General features: G+C 65.1%; 13 protein-coding genes. 1 reads left to right on the forward strand and 12 read right to left on the reverse strand.

The features are described 5' to 3' along the window. Positions 1 to 3 precede the first annotated feature (3 nt). The 4 genes from trpD to CKJ82_RS08670 form a co-directional block, all read right to left on the reverse strand. Positions 4 to 1032: an anthranilate phosphoribosyltransferase gene (gene trpD, locus CKJ82_RS08655; protein WP_095537797.1), complete on the reverse strand. Its 1029-nt coding sequence runs from the start codon at positions 1030 to 1032 to the stop codon at positions 4 to 6. Next, a complete protein-coding gene (locus tag CKJ82_RS08660) occupies positions 1019 to 1645 on the reverse strand; it encodes a glutamine amidotransferase-related protein (RefSeq protein WP_095537798.1) in 627 nt (208 codons plus the stop codon). The genes trpD and CKJ82_RS08660 overlap by 14 nt, the downstream gene beginning before the upstream one ends. Beyond that, positions 1642 to 3228 carry an anthranilate synthase component 1 gene (locus CKJ82_RS08665; protein ID WP_095537799.1) on the reverse strand — a complete coding sequence of 529 codons (1587 nt, stop codon included), beginning with the start codon at positions 3226 to 3228 and terminating at the stop codon, positions 1642 to 1644. The genes CKJ82_RS08660 and CKJ82_RS08665 overlap by 4 nt, the downstream gene beginning before the upstream one ends. 313 nt (positions 3229 to 3541) lie before the next feature. Beyond that, on the reverse strand, positions 3542 to 4003 hold the full coding sequence (locus CKJ82_RS08670; protein ID WP_240510739.1) for an SdpI family protein: 462 nt from the start codon (positions 4001 to 4003) through the stop codon (positions 3542 to 3544). A gap of 233 nt (positions 4004 to 4236) precedes the next feature. Between CKJ82_RS08670 and CKJ82_RS08675 the strand changes: the two genes are divergently transcribed. After that, positions 4237 to 5463 (forward strand): dicarboxylate/amino acid:cation symporter, encoded by a 1227-nt coding sequence (locus tag CKJ82_RS08675; RefSeq protein WP_095537800.1) that lies wholly within the window; start codon positions 4237 to 4239, stop codon positions 5461 to 5463. A gap of 36 nt (positions 5464 to 5499) precedes the next feature. Here CKJ82_RS08675 and CKJ82_RS08680 read toward each other — a convergent pair whose 3' ends face one another. From CKJ82_RS08680 to CKJ82_RS08715, 8 genes are all read right to left on the reverse strand, one after another. Then, the gene (locus CKJ82_RS08680) at positions 5500 to 6258 is read right to left on the reverse strand and encodes a chymotrypsin family serine protease (protein WP_095535557.1); all 759 of its coding nucleotides are present in this window, start codon (positions 6256 to 6258) and stop codon (positions 5500 to 5502) included. Positions 6259 to 6322: 64 nt separating this feature from the next. Continuing rightward, entirely contained in the window at positions 6323 to 6514 is a 192-nt protein-coding gene (locus CKJ82_RS08685) for a hypothetical protein (RefSeq protein WP_095537801.1), read from the reverse strand. A gap of 974 nt (positions 6515 to 7488) precedes the next feature. Beyond that, positions 7489 to 8112, reverse strand: coding sequence for a MusI family membrane protein (locus tag CKJ82_RS08690; protein WP_420838564.1), 624 nt, complete (start codon positions 8110 to 8112; stop codon positions 7489 to 7491). A gap of 356 nt (positions 8113 to 8468) precedes the next feature. Continuing rightward, positions 8469 to 9368: a carbohydrate ABC transporter permease gene (locus CKJ82_RS08695; RefSeq protein WP_095537803.1), complete on the reverse strand. Its 900-nt coding sequence runs from the start codon at positions 9366 to 9368 to the stop codon at positions 8469 to 8471. 4 nt (positions 9369 to 9372) lie between these two features. Beyond that, positions 9373 to 10218: a carbohydrate ABC transporter permease gene (locus CKJ82_RS08700; protein ID WP_095278628.1), complete on the reverse strand. Its 846-nt coding sequence runs from the start codon at positions 10216 to 10218 to the stop codon at positions 9373 to 9375. A gap of 18 nt (positions 10219 to 10236) precedes the next feature. Further along, positions 10237 to 11592 carry an ABC transporter substrate-binding protein gene (locus CKJ82_RS08705; RefSeq protein WP_095537804.1) on the reverse strand — a complete coding sequence of 452 codons (1356 nt, stop codon included), beginning with the start codon at positions 11590 to 11592 and terminating at the stop codon, positions 10237 to 10239. A 100-nt stretch (positions 11593 to 11692) separates the two neighbouring features. After that, a complete protein-coding gene (locus tag CKJ82_RS08710; protein WP_095537805.1) occupies positions 11693 to 12967 on the reverse strand; it encodes a DUF4032 domain-containing protein in 1275 nt (424 codons plus the stop codon). A gap of 9 nt (positions 12968 to 12976) precedes the next feature. Next, on the reverse strand, positions 12977 to 14095 hold the full coding sequence (locus CKJ82_RS08715) for an ABC transporter ATP-binding protein (RefSeq protein WP_095535659.1): 1119 nt from the start codon (positions 14093 to 14095) through the stop codon (positions 12977 to 12979). Between the last annotated feature and the right edge of the window lie 70 nt (positions 14096 to 14165).

Below are 14165 nucleotides of genomic sequence, written 5' to 3' on the forward strand. Positions count from 1 at the left end.
GGCTTAGGCACTGTAGTCAGCCTCCTCGTGGCGGCGCAACCAGGTGTGCACGGTGGCGTCGGCAAGCAATGCGAGCGCATGCTGCACGCCGTCGGCGATGGTGTCGGTGGTGCCGTAGAGGTAGAACATGGCGCCGGCGGTGGCGGCGACAGCGTCGCGGTGCGCCTGCGGGCCTTCGCCGGCGAAGGTGGCGCGCATCGCCGCAGCGTTCGCTTCCCCGTCGCCACCGCGCAGGTCCTCCAGCGAGTGACGCGCGAGGCCGAGCTCCTCCGGGGTGACGGTGGAGTGAGTGATCGCGCCGTCGCGGTCGAGCTCCCAGATCTGCGACTCGCCGTGGACCGCGAGTTCGTCGGTGCCTGCCCCGTGGACAACCATGGCGCGGCCGCGCCCGAGCTCGCGCATGGTCTCCGCGATGAGCTGGCCTTGAGCCGGGTTGGCAATGCCCATGATTTGGAACTCGGGGCGGGCCGGCGACAGCAGCGGGCCCATCGTGTTGAAGAGCGTGGACACGCCGAGCGCCTTGCGCACCGGCTGTACGTGTGCGATGGCCGGGTTGTACGCCGGCGCGAACAGGAACGTGAAGTTGGAGGATTCGAACTGGCGCACGGCGCGCTCCGGGTCCAGGTCCAGCGGGATGTTCAGCGCCTCGAGCACGTCCGCCGACCCGGACTTGGACGATACCGAGCGGTTGCCGCACTTAATCATCTTCACCCCGCCGGCGGCCACGACCAGCGAGGCGGCCGTGGTGATGTTGATGGTGTTCGCGCCGTCGCCGCCGGTGCCCGCGGTGTCCATGAGCCCCTCCCCCGTCACGGGGAACGGCCGGCCGGCCGCGAGGAACGCGCGCGCCGCGCCCGCCACGTCCGCGAAGGTCTCGCCGCGGGTGCGGATGGTGGCGAGCAGCGCGGCGATGTGGACGTCGTCGTAATCGCCCACCGTGAGCGGGGTGAACGCCTCGACTGCCTCCTCCAGCGAGGGTGCATGGTTGTCCAGGAAGCGCTTGAGGATTGCCAGGGATTTATCGGTTGCCATTGTTCGTTCCTTTCTTCAGCAGCAGGTCCACGCTGCGCCGCAGCATCGTCGGCCCTGCCGGGGTGAGGATGGATTCGGGGTGAAACTGCAGGCCAAGGGACATGCCGTCGTCGCTCGCCGCGGCCATGACCACGTCGCCAATGTCGGTGGCGGTGTGCGCGAGCGCGTGCATCCCCGCCGGCACCGCGGTGGCGCCCAGCGAGTGGTAGCGCGCCACCGGCACGAGCCGCCCGCGCTGCCCCGGGATGTCGTCCACGGTCATGCCCGCAAACAGCGGCGAGTCCTGGCCGGCGTCCGTGAGGGCCATGCTTATCGACGCCCCATGCACCGGTCCGCACGGCCGCACCGCTCCCCCGAAGTGCTCGACCAAAGCCTGGTACCCCAGGCAGATACCGAGGATGGGGATCCGCCCCTGCGCCCGGCCGATGAGCTCGGCCATACACCCGGCGTCCGCGGGGTACCCGGGCCCGGGAGACAGCACTATTAAGTCTGGCTCAGTAGCGAGCACGGTGTCGGCGCTGACGGTGTTGCGGAATACCGTTGAGTCGTACTCAGCGAGCGCGTCGACCAGGTTGTACACAAACGAGTCTTGGTTATCCAGCAGGGCGATCATTTCTCCACCTCCAATTCGGCACCGGCCGCCAGCGCGATCGCGTTGAGCACCGCGTAGGCCTTGTGCAGCGTCTCGTCGGCCTCGGACTGCGGGTTGGAATCGCGCACCACACCGGCCCCGGCCTGCACCACGGCGGTGCCGCCGGTGACGTACGCGGAACGGATCACGATGCAGGTATCCATGTCGCCGCTACCCTGCAGGTACCCGACCGCACCGCCGTAGGAACCGCGCCGGTGCCCCTCCAGCTCGCGCAGCAGCGCAGTCGCGCGCAGCTTCGGTGCGCCGGTGAGCGTGCCCATGTTCATGCATGCGCGGTAGGCGTCGAGGGCGTCGAGGTCCCCGGCCAGCTCGGCCGTGACCCGCGAGACCAGGTGCATCACCCGCGAGTACCGGTCCACCTGCAGCAGATCGACCACCCTGCGGGTGCCCGGGGTGGCCACGCGGGCGACGTCGTTACGCGCCAGGTCCACCAGCATGGTGTGCTCCGCGACCTCCTTCGCATCGGTGCGCAGCTGCAGCTCCATGCGCGTATCCAGCTCGTGGTCGATCGAGCCGTCCTCGGCCAGGCCGCGCGGGCGGGTGCCGGCGATCGGGTACAGCTGGACCTCGCGGTTGGCCTGGGTGTACTTCAAGTTCGACTCCGGCGAGGCGCCGAACATCTCGTACGCCTCCCCGCGCGTGTCTACGCCCCGGAGGTAGAACATGTACGGCGACGGGTTGGTCGCGCGCAGTTGCAGGTAGGCGGCGAAGGCGTCGGCACACTCGGTGATAAAGCTGCGTGCCGGCACCACCTGGTAGATGTCGCCGTTGGCAATGTTGCCTTTGAGCTTATCGATGTCAGCGCAAAACCGTTCGTCCGAGATGTCGGTACGCACGCGCAAGGTGCCGGCCGCGCTCGGGGTCGGCTGGTACGCGTCCGCGGTGTCGGGCTCGGCGGCGTCGATACGCGCGGCGAGGTCGTCGAGATCGATGCCGTCGCCGGCCGCGTCCACGCCTGCGAGGTAGGCGGTCTGGGACTGGTGGTCGATGCGCAGCAGGACCTCCGCGAGCACGTACTGGTAGTCGGGGTACGTGTTCGCGCCGTCGGCAACCCGTGGCAGGTCCTCGAAGGTCTCGAGGTAGTCGTAGGCAAAGCCGCCGGCGAGCAGCGGGAAGTCCTCGTCGCCGTACCCGGCGCCGGTGGTCAGCGCGCGCAGGACCTCCACCGTGGAGGTGGCGGTGAGGCGTTCGCGCTCGTCCGCGGCGTCGGAGGCGGGGAACGCGTAGACGTCGGCCCCGGCGCCCGGGGTGAGGTACTCCCCCAGCTGCTCGCGGAGCCGCGCGGCAAGCACTCGGCCGGACTCGGTGAGCGGGAGTACGGTGACGCGGTCGCCCTGGCAGGTCACGCGCAGGGAGGCGCGCAGCACCGCGACGGACTGGAGCCCGGAGCGGGTGGTGATGTCGGCTGACTCAAGCAGCACGGAGTCTGGCGTGGTGGTGCCGCCGAGGTGGGCGAACAGGCTTGCGGCGTCCGCGTGGTAGCGCACCTCGCGGTGCGTCAACCGGGGCGCGGCGCCCGGTGGAGTATTCGGGGGGTTGCTCATTGTCGTCCTTCGTGTGTGCTGACACCGAGGGCTCTGGAGCGGAAAGGCCCGCGGTGCTTGAGTTGGTCCAAGCCGGCGGGCCGTGAAATGGGGAACCTACAATCGGTGGCACGCCGTCTACGCGCGCCACCACCAGTTGGTCAGAGTCATGTAAGTCACAAGGGCTACGGTAGCGGGTCGGCGCGCGATCCGCAGCAGTTTGGTAAAAGTCCTGCGTGGGCGTGAAAGTAATTCCAGTGCGCGTCGCCGTGCGCGGGCAAACAAAAAACCGCAATGTTTCACGTGAAACATTGCGGTGCGGTGGTGCGGGGCGCTACTCCTCGCCGTCGGCCTTTCCGGCCGCGCGGCGCAGCGCGTCCAGGTTCACCTGGGGCGCCGGCGCCTCTTCGGTGGGTTCGTCGGGCTCGTGCAGTGCGGCGTCGGCAAGCTTGGCTGCCTTCGTGCCGTAGTTGCCGCCGAAGGCGAACGCGGCCACCGCTGCGATGAGGGCGACGGCCGGCGCGACCCAGACCCAGCCCTCCGCGATGAAGGCGAACGCCGCGCCGATCGCCATAGCGACGCCGGCCAGCAGGGCGAACGGCCCGACGACGCGGTGGGCGGTGACCCACGTGCTCTCGTTCTTGCGCACCTCCGGGAGGCGGAGGCCGATGACGTTGTTGCCGGGAAGCTTGCCGGCGGTGGCCATCGCGCCTGGGATGAGGAAGAGGAGCGCGCCAATAATGAACAGGATGCCAAGGACGATGTTCAGCGTGGTCATGGTTGCAAACGGGGACATAGAGATAGGATAAACCGGTCCGGCTGTGGGGCCGAATTCTTGCGGCGGCTGGGTGGGGCGTGGGGGCGTCGATAAGCGACTGCCCGCTGGCGGCCGAAAAGATTTTGCGAAAGTTCGCAATTCGGGTCGTGAATAAGGAACAATAACATTCAACGGACAGGCACAACGCCCTGTCCGTTCCCTGTACATCTTCGGGTCCGTCCACGGTCCCGTGACTGCAAAAGGTTCCAACCATGAAATCGAACGTTTTGAAGTCATTGCTGTTTTGGGTTGTCGTGGCCATCATCCTCGGCTTCCTGTGCAGCTTTGTCTTCCCCGACTGGCTGGCACGCGTTTTTGTCACGTTCAACGGCCTGTTTTCCAACTTCCTCGGGTTCTTCGTCCCCGTCCTGATCTTCGCGCTGATCGCGCCCGCCATCGCGGGCCTCGGCCGCGGCGCGGGGAAGTGGCTCGGCATTACCGCCGGGGTGGCGTACAGCTCCACCATCATTTCCGGCCTGATTGCGTGGGGCACGGCCACCGTGGTCTATCCGCACCTGCTCAAGGGATCCGAGCTGATTACCAACGTGGACGATCCGGAGGCCGGCGGGCTCAGCCCCTACTTCGAGGTGGAAATGCCGGCGCCGTTCGAGGTCATGTCGGCGCTGTTGCTCGCGTTCTTCATCGGCATCGCCATGACGCAGGTGAAATCCACCGCCATGTACGAGGTACTTGACGAGCTCAACGGCGTCATCATGAAGATTGTGAAGAGCTTCGTCGTGCCGCTGCTGCCGCTCTTCATCTTCGGCACCTTCCTCAACCTGGGAATGAACGAGAACTTCGGCTCCACCATGGCGGCGTTCGGCAGCGTCCTCGTCCTCTCAATCATGATGACGCTGATCATCCTCATGCTGCAGTACCTGGCCGCCGGCGCGATCGCGGGCCGCAACCCCTTCGTGGCGATGAAGAACATGATGCCCGCCTACTTCACCGCGTTGGGCACCTCCTCATCGGCCGCGACGATCCCGGTGACCTACAATTCGACGCTGAAGAACAAGGTCGACGAGGACGTCGCCGGCTTCATCGTCCCCCTCTGCGCCACGATCCACCTGTCCGGCTCGATGATGAAGATCATGCTCTACGCCCTGGCGGTCGTGTTCATGGGCGGACTCGACGTCTCCCCCGGCCAGGTCATCGGCTTCATCTTCCTGCTCGGCATCATGATGATCGCCGCGCCAGGCGTCCCCGGCGGCGCCATCATGGCGGCGGTCGGCCTTTTGCAGGCCAACCTCGGCTTCGACGAATCCATGGTCTCGCTCATGATCGCCGCGTACATCGTCGTCGACTCCTTCGGCACCGCCGCCAACGTCACCGGCGACGGCGCGATCGCCATGGTGATCAACAAGTTCGCCCACGGCAAGATCAAGGGGCAATCGCTTGACGACGCCACCGTGACCCCCTCCCCCGCCGCAAACTCCTAGCCGCTGGGCCGCTGGGTTGCTTTTGGGGGGGCGGGCTTACAGCGCGCTGGGGTGGGCGAACGCGGTGCGCTGGCCCTTCGTCCCCGCCACGTTTTCGGACAGCGAGGAGTTCACCCCGATAAAGCCCTTGCCGGGGATCCACGCCGGGCCGCCGGAGTCACCCGGGCGCAGGCCGCGGTGGAAGGCGTAGGTGGTGTCGCCGTTGACCTTGTCCACCGAGCCGCAATACACCTGCTGGCTCTTCGCACCGACCGCGCACACCTGGTCACCCGGCTGCACCTCCCAGATCGGCGCGACACGATCGCCCGTAAACGAGTTCGGCCCGGGGACGACTCCGGGGATGAAGCGGATGCGGGCGACGTCGGCAAGCGGCCCCTTCGAGGCGAACTGCAGCGCCGCCGGGAAGAACTGCGCCAGGTAGCTGAGCGGGATGTCCAGCGCCGGCAGCAGGTGATGCGAGTTTTCGTAATAGCCAATGACCTGGTTGTTCGCGTTCAGTACGGGCTCGCCGGCGAAGCCGCAGTGCCCGGCCGTGTAGCCGACCCCCGCGCCCCGATCGACGTACCCGAGCGTGCAGTCGTCCAGCCACAGGCCGTGGAAGACGCTGATCAGGTCCCCCTGGTTCACCACGGTGCCCGCGGGCGCGTTGAAACCGAGCGCCCCGCTCGCCGCGGATGAACCCATTGTGCTATTCGGCGGCAGCGCCGCGGCGTTCGCAGTTGTGGTGGTCGCTCCGGTGCCCGCGCCAACGAGCGCGAGACCCGCTGCGACCAGGCTGGCTATTTTCTTCTTCATTGCCCCAACTTTATCCGGTGCGCTGGAAGAACGCTCGGTTGCGTGTGTGGTTGCGGCTGCGTTCCTACAGCGCCCGCGGGTGCGCGAACGCCTCCCGGTACCCCTCGGTGCCGGCGATGCTGGACCCGCCGCTGTTCACGCCGACGAACCCCTTCCCCGGGATCCACGCGGGACCGCCCGAGTCGCCCGGGATCAAACCGTGCTGGAACGCGTAGGTGGTGTCGCCGTTGACCTTGTCCACCGAGCCGCAGACCACGCGCTACGACCCTGGGGTTGAATCTGATCCGCGCGACATCGGCAAGCATGCCCCGAGACACCTGCGGCATGAGCGACGGCACGACGTCCGTTGCGTACGCCAACGGGATGTTCAGGTTCATGGAGACCGTTCGATGCCTCGAAGTAGCCAATGATCTGGTAGTTCGCGTTGAGCACCGGCTCGCCGGGGAGCCCGCAATGCCCGGCCGTGTAGCCGACGCCCGCGTGCGGATCGACGTATCCAAGCGTGCAGTTGAAATCCCACAGGAGCCGTTGCACTCGGATACGGTCGCCTTGTTTCACGACGGTCCCCTGCGTCGCATTCGCCCTGAGCATCCCACTGATCGTGGACGAACCCGCGGTGGCGCCCGGCGGCAACGAGGAAGCGTCCGCGGTTCCTGCGCTGGCGCCGACGCCAGGTCCGGCGAGCATGAGCGCTGCCGCGGCGATGCTGGCTGTGTGCTTCTTCATGACAGCCTCCGTTTTTAAGGCTCATTCTGTTCTGGGGCGGCGCTGCTGCGATACGTTTTCGTCGCCAGGTGTGAGGTGTTGGCGGGGCGCGGCCTCACTCATGTTTTCACTACCGTCACTCATCTCCTCACTCACGTCACTCATGTCCTCACTACTGTCAGTGTGGTTCTCACTATCGTCACTCATGTTCATTGAGAGAGCGCTGGACCGAGAATGTGCACGTAAGAACCTTGCCAAGCGGTCGTTTTCAAATCCTCACTACTGTCACTCACTCCGTCACTCATGTCAGTGAGGCTGCTCGAAAGATTGCACATCGTGAACGGCGACAACGTTCCAATTTCGAGCCCCCTTTCTCTAAGGACCATTCCTTCCACTCCCTCTTGTCCTTGACGCATTCGCCGCAATGCTCCGACGAAGATGGCGCGTCCTCTGCCGCGAAAGCAGAGGCGACGGTCATCGTCAGGGCGGTACAGGCCGTTGAACCTGCAAGCACCAAGATTCCCGCTACTCCCCCAGCGTTTGCCCGAGCGGCCGCGCGAGCACCAGTCGGATGACGTACACGCACAGGGCGGGCACGGCGAAGAACACAGCGGGTACGGCAACGACGAGGGGTAGGAACCGCACGAGCGAGACCCCCATCCACAGCACGGCGAGGGCACCGAGCGTGTGTATGAGGTGCTTGAAGGTCATTACGACCGCGAGTGAGAAGGGGGATGCGGTGGCGTCGATAGGCGAAGGCAACGATTCGAGTGCGAAAAACCACACGGAGATCCCGGCGAGCACCATCGCGCCGGACAGCGCGAGCGCCTGGAGCGCGAAGAGCGCGGCGCCGTCGATGCCGGCCTGGAAGAGGACCCACTGCTCGTAGACGAGGACGACGGCGGCGGCGAGCAGCACCAGCCACCACAGCGTGGCGGGGCGCGCTTGTCGACGAAACTCCCTCAGGTATTGCAACGCATACCGCGAACCGAGGCCCTGGATCATGTCGCCGACGACGACGTTTGCGGCGCGGAGCGCGGCGCCGCCGGTGACGATGGGCAAGCTCGACAGGATCATGAGCATGTTGAGAATGACAATGTCCGCCATCAGCGTGAAGGCGGACATGAAACGCGAGTCCGGGTTAAACATGTTCACCCGGACCAGCGTAGTTGGTGGCGGCGGACCAGTCAGGCGCGGATGGCCGCGGATTGGCGGGGCGGCGGCTGGGGCTGACTGGCGGGCGGTCTAGATGGAGCTAGCTCCGTTTGGCCCGGCCGACCATCTAAAACACCTGGTCGCAAACCGCGGCCTACTGCAAATGGAGCTAGCTCCGTTTGGCTCCCGCCACCACCCAAAACCCCTGGTCGCGCTCCGGCAGCGACCGCAAACGGAGCTAGCTCCATCTGGACCCGCCCTGCGCGAGAATCCACCCCCACCAACAGCAAAGGCGCCGGGACCGAAACCGATCCCGACGCCAACAACCAGCCAAGCCAGCCGAACCCGACCTACCCCTTCACCGCACCGGCGGCGACGCCTTCGACGATGTGCTTCTGCGCGGCCATGTAGAAGATGATGATCGGCAGGATCGCCAGCACGAGCATGGCCATCATGGCGCCGAGGTCGCGGTCGCCCTGGGAGCCGATGAACTGCTGGATCACGACCGGGATCGTGCGGTACGGCGTGGACAGGCCGACGACCAGGTACGGCAGGAGGTAGTCGTTCCAGATCCACATGGCGTTGAGGATTGCCACGGTGATCGCGGTCGGCTTGAGCATCGGCATGACGACGCGGAAGAAAGTGGAGATGGGCGAGCAGCCGTCGATGGTCGCTGCTTCCTCAATTTCCAGCGGGATCGACTTAATGAAGCCGGAGAACATGAACACGGACAGTCCGGCGCCGAAGCCCATGTACAGCACGACCATGCCCAGCGGGTTGGCCAGGCCGAGGCGGTCGGCGATGACCACGGTGGGGAACATGACCATCTGGAACGGGATGACCATGGAGAACACGAACAGGTAGTACAGCGCGCTGGTCCACCATGTCTTCACGCGCGTGATGTAGTACGCGGTCATGGAGGAGAAGAACACGATGGCCACGACGGACAGGATCGTGATCACGAAGGACCACACGATCGCCCAGCCGAAACCTTCGCCTTGCACGCCGGTGATGTAGTTGCTCAGGCCCGCCCACAGCTCACCAACCGGCAGCGCGAAGGGGTTGGTGGAGATGGCGAAGCGGTCCTTGAAGGAGTTGAGCAGGATGAACAGGATGGGCCCGAGGAACACGATGGTGAGGAAGATCAGCACCGCGTAGATCAGCGTTTTCGCCCCGCCGGAGACCTTGGCCTCGCTGGCGGCTTTTTGCTTATCGACGCCCCGCTGTCCCTTACTTACTTTCGTTGTCATTGTCCTATGCCTCCACTTCCCTGCTGCGGGTGGCACGCAGCTGGAACATTGCGATCACAACCACGACGACGACGAAGATCACGGCCTTCGCTTGGCCGACGCCCTCGGCCCCGACGCGGTTGAACATGGTGTTGACGATGTTGAGGGCGACCATTTCGGTCTCTTGCCCGGGCGCTCCGTCGGTAAGCGCGAGGTTCTGGTCGAACAGCTTGAACGTGTTCGACAGCGTGAGGAACAGGCAGATGGTGATGGACGGCATCATCATCGGGATGGTGACGTGCCGCAGCATCTCCCACTTGCTCACGCCGTCCAGCTCGGCGGCCTCGATGAGCTCCGGCGGCACGTTCTGCAGGCCGGCGATGTAGATGATCATCATGTAGCCGATGAGCTGCCAGTTCATCAGGATGACCAGGCCGGCGTAGCCGAACTTGCTGTCGGCGGCGATGGTGGTGTCGTAGTGGGCTAGCACCGCGTTGATCATGGATTGCCACGTGTAGCCGAGCACGATGCCTCCGATGAGGTTCGGCATGAAGAACACCGTGCGGAAGAAGTTGGTGCCCTTGAGTTTGCGGGTCAGCGTCCACGCGATGGCGAACGCGATCACGTTGACAGTGATGATGGACACGATCGCCACGGCAATGGTGAAGCCGAAGGCGTGGACGAATCCTTCGCGTTCCTCGAAGACGCGGCCGTAGTTCTCCAGGCCGACCCAGTGGGCGTCGGTAATGGTGGTGAACTTGGTAAATGAGAGGAAGAAGCCGATCACAAACGGGACCAGGAACGCGATGGCGAAGGCCAGCAGGGTCGGCAGGACGAAGACGGGGAAATACTTTTTCAGTGATGCTTGCATGGTGGTGTGCTCCTCTCCCTAGTCCAGTAGGGCAATCTGGTTGGCCATCTCGTACTCCCAGTCCTCTTTGAGCTTCGCCACCACGTCGTCCCAGCTCATGTTGCCAATCGCGTACTGGGCCAGGTTCTGGCCGTACAGGTCACGGAACTGCTGGTTGGGGCTGAACTGGAAGTCCCACGGGATGGTCTCGGAGTCCTCGTCCGTCAGCGCCGCCTGCACCTGGTGCGCCAGCGGATCGTCCGGCACGTCCTCGGGGCCGTAGTTCTTAAACGGGGCGATGAAGGAGAGATCGTTGACCACGTGCTGCTTGCCCTGATCAGAGAGGAACAGCCAGTTGAGGAAGTCGCGCGTGGCCTGCTGGTCTTCCTCGCTGGCCTTGTTGTTCACGGCCATGTAGGCCTCCGTACCAATGTTCAGGCCCACGTTCTCCTCGTTGGGCAGGCCCATGTAGATGGGCATGAACTTGATCTTGTCCTCTTTGACAGCGGTCGAGCCTTCGCCGCCAATCTGGCTCCAGGCCCAGCTGCCGTTTTGCACCATGGCGGCCTTGCCGGTGGCGAATTCCGCCATGGAGTCGCTGGTGGAGCGCGACGCGGCCAGCGCGGGCTTGGTGGTCGAGTTGTTCAGGTACAGGTCCAGCATTTGCTTGTACTGGTCGCCGTAGATGAAGTCGATGGTGGGCATCTCGGTGAATTCGGTGATGCCGCGGTCCTGGATCTCGTAGTGGTACGGGCCGTTCATCAGGTGGTTGGTCCAGCGCCACTCCTCGCCGGCGATGAGGCTGGTCACCGCGAACGCGCCGTCGATACCCAGCTCCTCCTTCTTGGCCTGCATGTCCTCGGCGACCGCCTTGAGCGCGCCGAAGTTGTTGACCTCTGCCATCGAGCCGACGGCGGGGTTGGGCAGGGCGAAGTACTGGTCGAAGATCTCCTCGTTGTAGAGGATGCCGAACCCTTCCAGGGCGTAGGGGACGGCGCGGACGGCGCCGTCTTTGTCGGTGATCGGCTGCGCGTCGTCGTTAAGCTCTTGCACGACCTCGTAATCGGAGAGGTCGGCCAGGTAGTCCTTCCAGATGCCGTAGCCCTCCTGGCCGTTGACCTGGAACAGGGTCGGCGCGTTGCTCTTCGCCATTTCGGCCTTGAGCGTTTGCATGTAGGAGCCGGAGGCGGCGGTGACCACCTTGACCGGAATGCCAGTTTCCTCCGTATACTCCGCGGCGATCGTCTTGAATTGCTCGGCCTGCTCGGGCTTGAAGTTGAGGTAGTACACACTCGGCCCATTGTCAGTTCCGCACGCAACCAAGCTTATCGACGCCACCATCACCGTCGCCACGGTCGCCAGCACTCGGCGAGCCGCGCGGGTTGTCGTACTCATCGGCGGTCCTTCGCTTTTAGGTTGTTCTTTACCCTCTCAAGGTTAGGACTACCTGGCAGGACCAACAATGTCTTCCATACATAACACCTATACGGTGGTCTTAGCTGGTACTATCATCCTCACCCTCCGCGGGTTGGGGGTGATCCGGGGGTAAACTTAAACGTTGCCTGTAGACCATCGCCTCGTCCCGGTGCCCTGGAAGGACCCCCTGGAAGTAGGACTCCGCGGCCTCCATGAGCGGGACGAACCGGTGCTCGTTCTGGCTGAGGAACCAGCGGTGGTCCAGGATCTCGTGGAAGATCTGCGCGGGCTCCAGCTTCTCCCGCAACGGCTCGGGGGTGAGCGCCACCACCGGCTCGTACTCGCGCACCATCCACCGGTGCGCCACCGCCTCCAGCGGCAGCTTCCCGCCGTAGCGCACGGCGCGGTACACCTCCATCTCCCCCAGCAGTCGCTGTGCCTGCCGGTCCTGCACGTGCAGGCCGGTCAGCTGCAGCAGCTTCTTCTGGTAGAAGCCGGTGGAGAACACGGCCGGCTCGATGATGATGCGGTAGCGGTTGCCGTCGTTTTCAATCTCCATTTCGCCCACGTCGAAGCCGAGCTCGTTGACGGCGGCGACGCGCTTCGCAATCGCGTCGAACGCGTCGCCTTCCACCACGAGCTCCCCGGTAACCAGGTCCCACAGCTCCAAGTAGACGGCTTCGATGGCGTTGCCGAGCGCGATGACGTCGGCGTCCGGGTCGATGAGCTCGGCGGCCTGGAGATCCATGAGCTCGCCGATGATGTTGACGCGGGCCACGTCGACGTCGTAAAGCCTGCGGCCCTTTGAGAGCGGCTCGTGGAACTCGCCAGTCTCCGCGTCAACCAGGTAGGCCGAGAACTGGTCGGCGTCGCGGCGAAACAGCGTGTTGGACAGGGAGACATCGCCCCAGTAGAAGCCGAGCAGGTGCAGCCGAACGAGCAGCACCGCCAGGGCGCGGACCAGCTTGGACACCACTTCCGCCGCCGGCGTGCGCGAGAAGACGTCGCGATACGGCAGCGAGAAGCGGAGGTGCTGCGTGACCAGGCAGGGGGTCAGCTCCTCGCCGTCGGCGTCCCGGCGGTGGGTGATGACCGCGACCGGCACGACGCACGGAGCGCCGAGTTCTTGCAGGCGGCGCAGGTTTCTGTACTCGTGGTAGGCCACGTGCTCGCCAATCTCCTTGACCGCGAAGGTCAGCCCGTCCGCCTCGATGAGGCGCACCGTGTGGCGCGAGATGCCACGCGGCAGGGCAGCGAGAAGGTCCGTGCTCCACCCTTCAAGCGGGGTGGACCACGGCATCTTCAGCAGTGTGGGCGCGAAGGTTGGCGAGAGAACGCTGAGTTTCTCTTGCACGCGCGGGCCTTAAATGCGCTGGCCGGTGGCCTTGGAGAAGGCGTGCAGGCCGCCCTCCGCAATCTGCGCGTGGACCACGTCGCCCTCGCGCACGCCGGACAGCGGTGCCGTGCGCACCACGATCTGGCCCGACGTCTCCTCCTGCAGGCCCTCTTCCTTCCAGCCGCCGCCGGCGAGGTGGCCGTAGAGGTAGGAGTCGGAGCCCAGCTCCTCCACAAAGTCGATCTCTACCGGGATGGAGTGCTCCGCGTTCTCCACCAGCGTCAGTGCCTCGGGGCGGAAGCCTAGGATGATCTGGCCGCCGTCCGCCTCGGTGACGGCGGAGCTGACCTCCTGCGGCAGCGGAATGGACGCCTGGCCCAGGCGGGCGACGCCCTGCGCGTCCACATCAAAGGTGGACAGGTTCATCGCCGGGGAGCCGATGAAGCCGGCAACGAACACGTTGTTCGGGCGGTCGTACAGCTCGCGCGGAGTGCCCACCTGCTGCAGTACGCCGAAGTTCAGCACCGCGATCCGGTCGCCCATGGTGAGGGCCTCGGTCTGGTCGTGGGTGACGTACAGGGTGGTGACCTTCATGCGGCGCTGCAGGTTGGCAATCTGCGTACGGGTCTGCACGCGCAGCTTCGCGTCCAGGTTGGACAGCGGCTCATCCATGAGGAACACCTGCGGCTCGCGCACGATGGCGCGGCCCATGGCCACGCGCTGGCGCTGGCCGCCTGAGAGCGCCTTCGGCTTGCGGTCCAGGTACTGGGTGAGGTCCAGCGTCTTCGCCGCCTCTTCCACGCGGCGGTTGATCTCGTCCTTGTCCTGACCGGCGATCTTCAGCGCAAAGCCCATGTTCTCGCGCACGGTCATGTGCGGGTACAGCGCGTAGTTCTGGAACACCATCGCAATGTCGCGCTCCTTCGGGCTGACGTTGGTGACGTCGCGGTCCCCGATCAGGATACGCCCTTCGTTCGTGTCCTCCAGCCCGGCGAGCATGCGCAGGGCGGTCGACTTGCCCGAGCCGGACGGGCCGACAAGAACGAGGAACTCGCCGTCGGCGATCTCCAGGTCGAGCTTGTCCACGCTGGGTTTGTCCGCGCCGGGGTAGATGCGGGTTGCCTTGTCATAGGTCACTGAAGCCATGGTGTCCTCCATCGGCAGGTACGTGCCGAACGATCCGTAGTGGGGAAAATTGGTCGCCCACTAGGTTACC

Origin of the sequence: Corynebacterium gottingense, assembly GCF_002285125.1 — a bacterium.
Taxonomy (GTDB): Bacteria; Actinomycetota; Actinomycetes; order Mycobacteriales; family Mycobacteriaceae; genus Corynebacterium; species Corynebacterium gottingense.

Coding starts and splice junctions, on each gene's coding strand:
- trpD (WP_095537797.1), bottom strand. CDS start 1,032: ATGGCAACCGATAAATCCCTGGCAATCCTCAAGCGCTTCCTGGACAAC.
- CKJ82_RS08665 (WP_095537799.1), bottom strand. CDS start 3,228: ATGAGCAACCCCCCGAATACTCCACCGGGCGCCGCGCCCCGGTTGACG.
- CKJ82_RS08670 (WP_240510739.1), bottom strand. CDS start 4,003: ATGTCCCCGTTTGCAACCATGACCACGCTGAACATCGTCCTTGGCATC.
- CKJ82_RS08695 (WP_095537803.1), bottom strand. CDS start 9,368: ATGACAACGAAAGTAAGTAAGGGACAGCGGGGCGTCGATAAGCAAAAA.
- CKJ82_RS08680 (WP_095535557.1), bottom strand. CDS start 6,258: ATGAAGAAGAAAATAGCCAGCCTGGTCGCAGCGGGTCTCGCGCTCGTT.
- CKJ82_RS08675 (WP_095537800.1), top strand. CDS start 4,237: ATGAAATCGAACGTTTTGAAGTCATTGCTGTTTTGGGTTGTCGTGGCC.
- CKJ82_RS08690 (WP_420838564.1), bottom strand. CDS start 8,112: ATGTTTAACCCGGACTCGCGTTTCATGTCCGCCTTCACGCTGATGGCG.
- CKJ82_RS08700 (WP_095278628.1), bottom strand. CDS start 10,218: ATGCAAGCATCACTGAAAAAGTATTTCCCCGTCTTCGTCCTGCCGACC.
- CKJ82_RS08715 (WP_095535659.1), bottom strand. CDS start 14,095: ATGGCTTCAGTGACCTATGACAAGGCAACCCGCATCTACCCCGGCGCG.
- CKJ82_RS08660 (WP_095537798.1), bottom strand. CDS start 1,645: ATGATCGCCCTGCTGGATAACCAAGACTCGTTTGTGTACAACCTGGTC.
- CKJ82_RS08705 (WP_095537804.1), bottom strand. CDS start 11,592: ATGAGTACGACAACCCGCGCGGCTCGCCGAGTGCTGGCGACCGTGGCG.